The 7,146-nt window shown below is 43.3% G+C and carries 6 protein-coding genes; all 6 read left to right on the forward strand.

The window, feature by feature from the left end:
- The 6 genes from obgE (at position 1) to GQY27_RS16580 (ending at position 6,904) form a co-directional block, all read left to right on the forward strand.
- Positions 1-1,311, forward strand: coding sequence for a GTPase ObgE (obgE, locus tag GQY27_RS16555; protein WP_160036365.1), 1,311 nt, complete (start codon positions 1-3; stop codon positions 1,309-1,311).
- 152 nt (positions 1,312-1,463) lie between these two features.
- Positions 1,464-1,901 (forward strand): ACT domain-containing protein, encoded by a 438-nt coding sequence (locus tag GQY27_RS16560; protein WP_160036366.1) that lies wholly within the window; start codon positions 1,464-1,466, stop codon positions 1,899-1,901.
- Positions 1,902-1,939: 38 nt separating this feature from the next.
- Positions 1,940-3,226 carry a homoserine dehydrogenase gene (locus GQY27_RS16565; protein WP_160036367.1) on the forward strand — a complete coding sequence of 429 codons (1,287 nt, stop codon included), beginning with the start codon at positions 1,940-1,942 and terminating at the stop codon, positions 3,224-3,226.
- Positions 3,227-3,263: 37 nt separating this feature from the next.
- Positions 3,264-4,226, forward strand: a complete 963-nt coding sequence (gene thrB / locus GQY27_RS16570; RefSeq protein ID WP_160036368.1) for a homoserine kinase — start codon at positions 3,264-3,266, stop codon at positions 4,224-4,226.
- Positions 4,223-5,095 carry a prephenate dehydratase gene (pheA, locus tag GQY27_RS16575; protein WP_160036369.1) on the forward strand — a complete coding sequence of 291 codons (873 nt, stop codon included), beginning with the start codon at positions 4,223-4,225 and terminating at the stop codon, positions 5,093-5,095. Before thrB ends, pheA begins: the two co-directional genes overlap by 4 nt.
- A gap of 222 nt (positions 5,096-5,317) precedes the next feature.
- Positions 5,318-6,904 carry a LysM peptidoglycan-binding domain-containing protein gene (locus GQY27_RS16580; RefSeq protein WP_160036370.1) on the forward strand — a complete coding sequence of 529 codons (1,587 nt, stop codon included), beginning with the start codon at positions 5,318-5,320 and terminating at the stop codon, positions 6,902-6,904.
- Positions 6,905-7,146: the final 242 nt, after the last annotated feature.

A 7,146-nucleotide genomic window follows, 5' to 3' on the forward strand; every position in this document is an offset into this window, starting at 1 on the left:
ATGTTTGTAGATAAAGCGAAGATATATGTAAAAGGCGGAGATGGAGGAGACGGTCTTGTCTCTTTTAGACGTGAGAAGTATGTACCAGAGGGTGGACCTGCAGGCGGAGATGGAGGAAGAGGCGGCAGCGTTATTTTCCGAGTTGATGAAGGTCTTAGAACACTCATGGACTTTCGTTATCAGCGCCACTTCAAAGCAAAACGCGGTGAAAAAGGCCGTAACAAAAGTCAGCACGGTGCCAATGCAGAGGATATGATTGTTCGAATTCCTCCAGGTACGGTTGTGACGGATGAAGATACTGGGGAAATACTCGCAGATCTGACGCGCCATGGTCAGCAAGTTGTCATTGCTCGCGGAGGCCGCGGAGGCCGTGGAAATATCCGTTTTGCAACGCCTAAGAATCCGGCTCCAGAACTTGCGGAGAATGGTGAAGAGGGCGAAGAGCGTTATATTGTTCTTGAGATGAAAGTAATGGCAGATGTAGGGCTGGTAGGATTTCCGAGCGTAGGTAAATCCACTTTGCTGTCCGTCGTTTCGGGAGCAAAACCCAAAATCGGAGCATATCATTTTACCACCATTACGCCGAATTTAGGTGTGGTTGAAGTAGGAGAAGGACGCAGCTTCGTTATGGCAGATTTGCCTGGTCTCATTGAAGGAGCGAGTGAAGGAGTCGGCCTGGGTCACGAATTTTTAAGACATGTCGAGCGGACTCGCGTCATTATTCATGTCGTGGATATGAGCGGATCCGAAGGAAGAGATCCTTTTGAAGATTGGGTAAAAATTAATGATGAGCTGCGTCAATATAATGAAAAACTGATGTCAAGACCGCAAATTGTTGCAGCTAACAAGATGGACATGCCTGAATCGGAAGAGAACCTTGCTGCCTTTACGAAAAAAGTCAAAGAAGTTCGTCCAGACATAGAGATCTTACCAATCTCATCCTTAACAAGACAAGGAATCAAAGAACTTCTCTATAAAGCAGCAGATCTGCTGGATTCCATTCCAGAAGAACTGGTTGTGGAAGAAGTTGCCGAAGTGAATGAGCGTAAAGTCTACAAACTTGAAAAAGCGGAAGATGAAGGGTTTACCATTGTCCGTGAAAATGAGATGTTTGTTGTACACAGTGCGAAGATTGAGCGTATGATGAAGCGAATGCAGCTAAATTCACATGAGGCCATTATGAAGTTGGCTCGTACTCTCCGTTATATGGGAGTAGATGATGAGCTTCGTAAACGTGGTGCCAAAGATGGTACGATTGTTCGTATTGCTGATTTTGAATTTGAGTTTGTTGAGAGCAGCAGTTACTTTTAACCAAGCGCTAAAAAGACATATTAAAGCGGGTATCCTTTTGAAGGATATCCGCTTTTTTTACTATCTTCCTTCCATCTGTCTATTGCCCTTTTCGTTACTATCCTATATAATGTCCACTATGTGAATACAATAGTCTTTGAGGAGAGGACGTTTTGAAAGAGCGTTACTACTTAGTTAGGGAAGATATTTTACCAGAAGCTGTCGTAAAGACCATGCAAGTGAAGCAGCTGCTTGCGACAGGTGAAGTGAAAACAGTGCATGAGGCGGCGGAGCGGGTAGGTCTTAGCCGGAGTGCATTTTACAAATATAAGGATGGAATTCATCTCGTTAATCAGCTAGAGAAAGAAAGGATTGTCACCATTTCTATTGACTTGGAGCATGAATCAGGTATGCTTTCTCAAGTGCTGTCTTTAGTTGCAGCATGTGGAGGGAATGTACTTACGATACATCAAAGTCTTCCGCTTCAAGGGAGGGCGAATGTAGTAATCTCTGTGGAAATCTCACATATAACCGAAGAAATCGGCGAAATGTTGAACCGGCTTGAAAATTTGCATGGAGTGAAACGTACAAGACTAATTGGCCAGGGTTAGAGGAGAAACACTAAATCGTACATTAGGGGATGAATGATATGAAACCAATTAAAGTAGGTTTGCTTGGTTTGGGGACTGTAGGAACTGGTGTGGTTCGCATCGTGGAAGGGAATCAGGAGGATCTTAGCAGTCAGGTTGGATCACCGATTGTGATCGAGAAGATTGCTGTTAAAAATACAGTAAAAACCCGTAATATCAATGTGGATTCCGATAAATTAACAGAAGATCCCTGGGAAGTGATTCGTCATCCGGATATTGACGTCATAGTGGAAGTCATGGGCGGAGTAGATCAGACGAAAGAATATATTTTAGAAGCCCTTGAGCGAGGAAAGCACATTGTAACTGCCAATAAAGATCTTATGGCACTTTATGGTTCGGAAATCTTAGCCAAAGCAGCAGAAAAACGTTGCGACGTATATTATGAGGCTAGTGTGGCCGGCGGGATTCCTATCATCCGTACGTTAATTGAAGGATTCTCCTCTGATCGTATTACTAAAATTATGGGGATCGTGAACGGAACAACCAATTACATTTTGACAAAAATGAGCCAAGAGGGCGTTTCTTATGAGGAAGTTTTAAAAGAAGCACAGGAACTTGGATATGCAGAAGCAGATCCGACTTCTGATGTAGAAGGGCTGGATGCAGCACGCAAGATGGCGATTCTGGCTACACTAGGGTTCCATACGAATGTGGAACTTCGCGACGTATCTGTCTGCGGAATCTCTTCTGTTACAAAAGAGGATATCAGTTATGCACGACGTCTTGGTTATGAAATGAAACTGCTTGGTATTGCAGAGCGTCAAGATGACCAAATCACAATTAGTGTTCAACCGACAATGGTAAAGAAAAAGCATCCGATTGCTTCAGTTAATGGAGTGTTCAATGCCGTTTACGTGCATGGAGAAGCGGTTGGAGAGACGATGTTTTACGGAGCGGGTGCAGGAGAGATGCCTACAGCTACTTCTGTTGTAGCTGACCTCGTATCGGTTATTCGTAACGTGAAGCTTGGTGTCAGCGGCCTGAAAGCAATCGCTCCTTACAAAGAGAAGAGACTGATTAGTGATGAAGAAATTAAGTATAAATATTTCCTTTTGCTTCATGTGGATGATAAGGCAGGCGTTCTCGCTCAGATCACTCAAATATTTGCGGAATATAACGTGAGTCTTGCATCGGTTGTACAACAGCCAAACGAATTTAATCCGGATGCAGAGATTATTATCGTGACACATGATGCAAGTAAAGCCAACATGGAGAAAGTACGTAAGCATTTTGAATCGCTTGATGTAATTCGTAAAGTAAAGAGCGTGTACCGCGTAGAAGGCTGAACTCATTAACGGATGACTTGGAGGGGAAGTACGAATTATGGACAACATCGTAAGAGTGAAGGTCCCGGCCAGCACAGCGAATTTAGGACCCGGTTTTGATTCTTTGGGAATGGCACTCACCTTGTATTCCTATATAGAGATGCAGCAAGCGGAAGAGACTTGCATCGTTTTGCATGGTGAACATCTGGACGGAATTCCAACGGACAAATCAAACCTAATCTATAAAGTAGCACAGCGTGTATTTGAAGAGGCAGGAGTGGACATTCCGGAACTTTCTATATCTATGTATTCTGAGGTCCCGCTTACACGTGGGCTTGGAAGCAGTGCTTCTGCTATTATCGGTGCCCTTGTAGCTGCAAACGAACTTATTGGCTCTGCTTTATCAAAGGATCGATTATTTACGTTAGCTACGCAAATAGAGAAACATCCCGACAATGTCGGTGCCTCGCTATTCGGAGGTTTTGTTGCTACAGCTTGGGATGGAGACAATGCCCATTATGTGAAGATTGATCCTCCAAAAGAATTAGAAATTCTAGCAGTGATTCCGCATTTTCAGTTATCAACAACCAAAGCGCGTGAAGCATTACCCAAAGTTCTTTCCCTTCAGGATGCGGTCTATAACATTAGCAGATCTTCTCTGTTAGTTGGAGCGGTGGCTGCTGGGCGCTACGATTTGCTCGCTGCTGCAATGAGAGATAGGCTCCATCAGCCTTATCGTGCAGAACTTGTACCTGGGATGGCAGAAATTTTGGAACAAGCTCCTCTTAGGGGGGCGCTTGGAGCATCACTTAGTGGAGCGGGACCTACTGTGCTTGCGCTTGTGCACAGAGAGGAAGCTCAGAAGCACGAGCTCGAGAATTATATGCTGCAAACGATGAAATCACATGGTCTTGAGGCAGATACCCTATGGCTCCAACCGGATCATAACGGAGTGCAAATAATAACAAAAATGCACACGGACTCATTTTTGGACATGTTAAAAGGGGAAGTTAAAGCATGAAACGAGTTGCACTATTGCCAGAAGGCACAGTATCCCATGAAGCGCTCGATTTTTTGTTTAGGGGCGAGTCCTATGAAGGTATTCATTACAAGTTAATCTCCGATGTATTTCGGTCCACAGACCGAGGGGATAGTAATTACAGTGTTATTCCAGTGGAGAACACAATAGATGGTTCCGTAAGTCTACATATGGATTGGTTAATACATGAAGTGGACATTCCCATGCAATGTGAGTGGGTATACCCTTCTATACAGAATTTGATCGGGGATCAATCCGAATTTTTGAATGACAGAGATGAGATTGATTTCACACGTATTCAGAAAATTATGTCTCATCCCGTAGCAATCCCGCAGTGTCTGCAATTTATCCGTACCTATGCACCTCAAGCAGAACTTGAGAGCGTCGGAAGTACGGCTGAAGCAGCCGAGATTGTGAAGAAAAATCCGGGAAAAGGCTGGGCGGCCATTGCTACACGTCTTGCAGCGCAAAAACATGGTCTTGATCTGATGGCTGAGCGGGTTACAGATCATGATAATAACTATACCCGGTTTGTGCTGATTGGGCGTGATCCTATCCGATTGGATAGAGAAGCCGATCATATGAAGACCAGTATTTTAGTTACTCCTCCAGAGGATTTTGCAGGGGCACTTCATCAGGTCTTATCCGCCTTTGCTTGGCGCAAATTAAATTTATCACGGATCGAATCCAGACCTACGAAAAAAAGATTGGGTAATTATCATTTTTATATTGATGTACTGGACTCAGTCAATTCTGCTTTGCTTCCAGCTGCATTTGCGGAAATCGAGGCGCTTGGTTGCCAAGTACGTGTACTTGGCTCCTACCCTTGCTACATATACAAGGAAGAATAGGGATAGACGCTTACTGCATCTCATAAAAAACTGAAGAACATGTAATTGTGTTATATAGCCACATTAAACCTCATTTAGCAACCTATCTCTCAAGAGAGATTTTTGCTGAATGAGGTTTTTTTTACGAGAAGTGATGTCAATGTCAAAAGTCCTGCATAGGATGAGAGTAACGAAAGAAAGGGCGAATGTCATGCCTGAAGATTGTAAGGAGGTTATGAACCTGTGAGAATACACATCGTAAAAGAAGGAGATACCCTGTATTTCTTGTCCAAGAAATATAATGTGTCGCTTGAGAAAATCATTAGTGCAAACCCAGAGATTGCAAACCCTAATCAACTAACCATTGGTACGAAGGTGAAAATCCCTTCTGCCCCCGTCGCGACGCAACCGGGCGGATCAATTTTGCATCAGCACAAGGTAGTTCAAGGAGATTCATTATGGAAGCTTTCTAAAGCCTGGGGCGTTTCGCTTCAAGATATGATTGCAGTAAATCCGCAGTTAAAGAATCCGAACGCACTGATTGTCGGAGAAACTGTGTTTATTCCATCTGGATCTAGCAGTACACCGAAACTAACAACAGAAATTATGCAAGAGGGAAGTCCGATCACGCCAGCAACAGGTACCCAAGTGCATACAGGGAAAAAGAATACTGCTCCTATGCCCAACTATCCGCAGCTTCCAGAACTGCCAGAGATGCCGGAAATGCCTGTGCTCCCAAAAGCCGAGATAACAAAGCCGAAGCCTCCGAAAGCAGAGATCACTAAACCAAAACCGATTCCACCAAAAGAGGAAATGACAAAACCAGAACCAGAACTACCCAAAGAAGAAGTTAAAAAACCAATTCTTGAACCTATTGCTAAACCAGAAGTAAAACCAATAGCTCCTCCACCTTCTAAGCCGCTGCCTCTACCCGTACCTAAACCAGAGATGATCAAACCTACACCACTGCCTGTTCCAATACCGCCATTGAAAAAAACAGAGTACGAACCTAAGAAGGAAGAGTATTATTCAAAAAAAGAGGATTGCATGAGCGAGTACATCCATCCTTTTCAATACCCAGCGTATGATAAAGGAATGTACGGGGGAAATGCAGGATACCAGGGATATCAAAACCCGTATCAACAACCCGTGGAATATGGATATGTAAATGATAAAAAGCAAGATTATCCTCAGCCACTGCCGTATACCCTATTGCCGCAGAGTGTTCAGAACACGCCTTATCAGTCAGGAAAAGGTGGAGAGGTAGGTCAGCAACCACATACCACTTATGAACAGGGTGGTTACATTGTAAATTATGCTCTTGTTGATGTTCCTTCATATGGAGGAGATTGCGGATGTGGTCATACTAAACCATTACCATATAGTTATATGCAAGCAGAAGCAGACTGGAAAGCGGCAACGGCCCAAAATGCACAGCCTATGCTGCATCCGCAAGCCTACGGTCACAACCCGCAGTACACAAATTATTTCAGACCAACTGAATATGGAGTTCAGCCGCCCTATTATAATCCTAATTACCAGAACGATTATGGGCAGACATCTTTCCAAGCAAAGACGATTCAAACTAGTGAACAGAATAGTGCTGAGTTGCCACAGGAACCGATTGTTGATTTAGACGGACTCAATCAGCTCCCTATATTAGAAGAAGAGAAGGCGATACAGAAAAGTAAAGCAGTTACCAAATCTAATAAAGTGAAAAAAGCAGCGGTATCCTCAGATAAGCGAAATAAAGCGCCAAGCAATAATAATCAAGCATCAAGACAAGGTAGAGCACGTAAAGAACGAAGAAACCCATGGATTAAACGATAAAATCCTCATGAGAAAAGCGGAATAATTCCGCTTTTCTTTTTTTATAAAAAAGGGGTTGCGTAATTGAAATATCCATGATATATTATAAGTCCTGTCACCGACAGGCGGGAATATAGATTAATAGTTTACTAGATTTAAGAAAAACAAAATAAAAAAACTATTGACAAGATTTCTGATACATGATATTATATAAGAGTTGCTGGCGACGAAAGTTGTTAGCGAGATTGATCTTTGAAAACTGA

The sequence above is a fragment of the Paenibacillus sp. An7 genome (assembly GCF_009870785.1).
In the GTDB taxonomy this organism is placed as follows: domain Bacteria; phylum Bacillota; class Bacilli; order Paenibacillales; family Paenibacillaceae; genus Paenibacillus.

Coding starts and splice junctions, on each gene's coding strand:
- obgE (WP_160036365.1), top strand. CDS start 1: ATGTTTGTAGATAAAGCGAAGATATATGTAAAAGGCGGAGATGGAGGA.
- GQY27_RS16565 (WP_160036367.1), top strand. CDS start 1,940: ATGAAACCAATTAAAGTAGGTTTGCTTGGTTTGGGGACTGTAGGAACT.
- thrB (WP_160036368.1), top strand. CDS start 3,264: ATGGACAACATCGTAAGAGTGAAGGTCCCGGCCAGCACAGCGAATTTA.
- pheA (WP_160036369.1), top strand. CDS start 4,223: ATGAAACGAGTTGCACTATTGCCAGAAGGCACAGTATCCCATGAAGCG.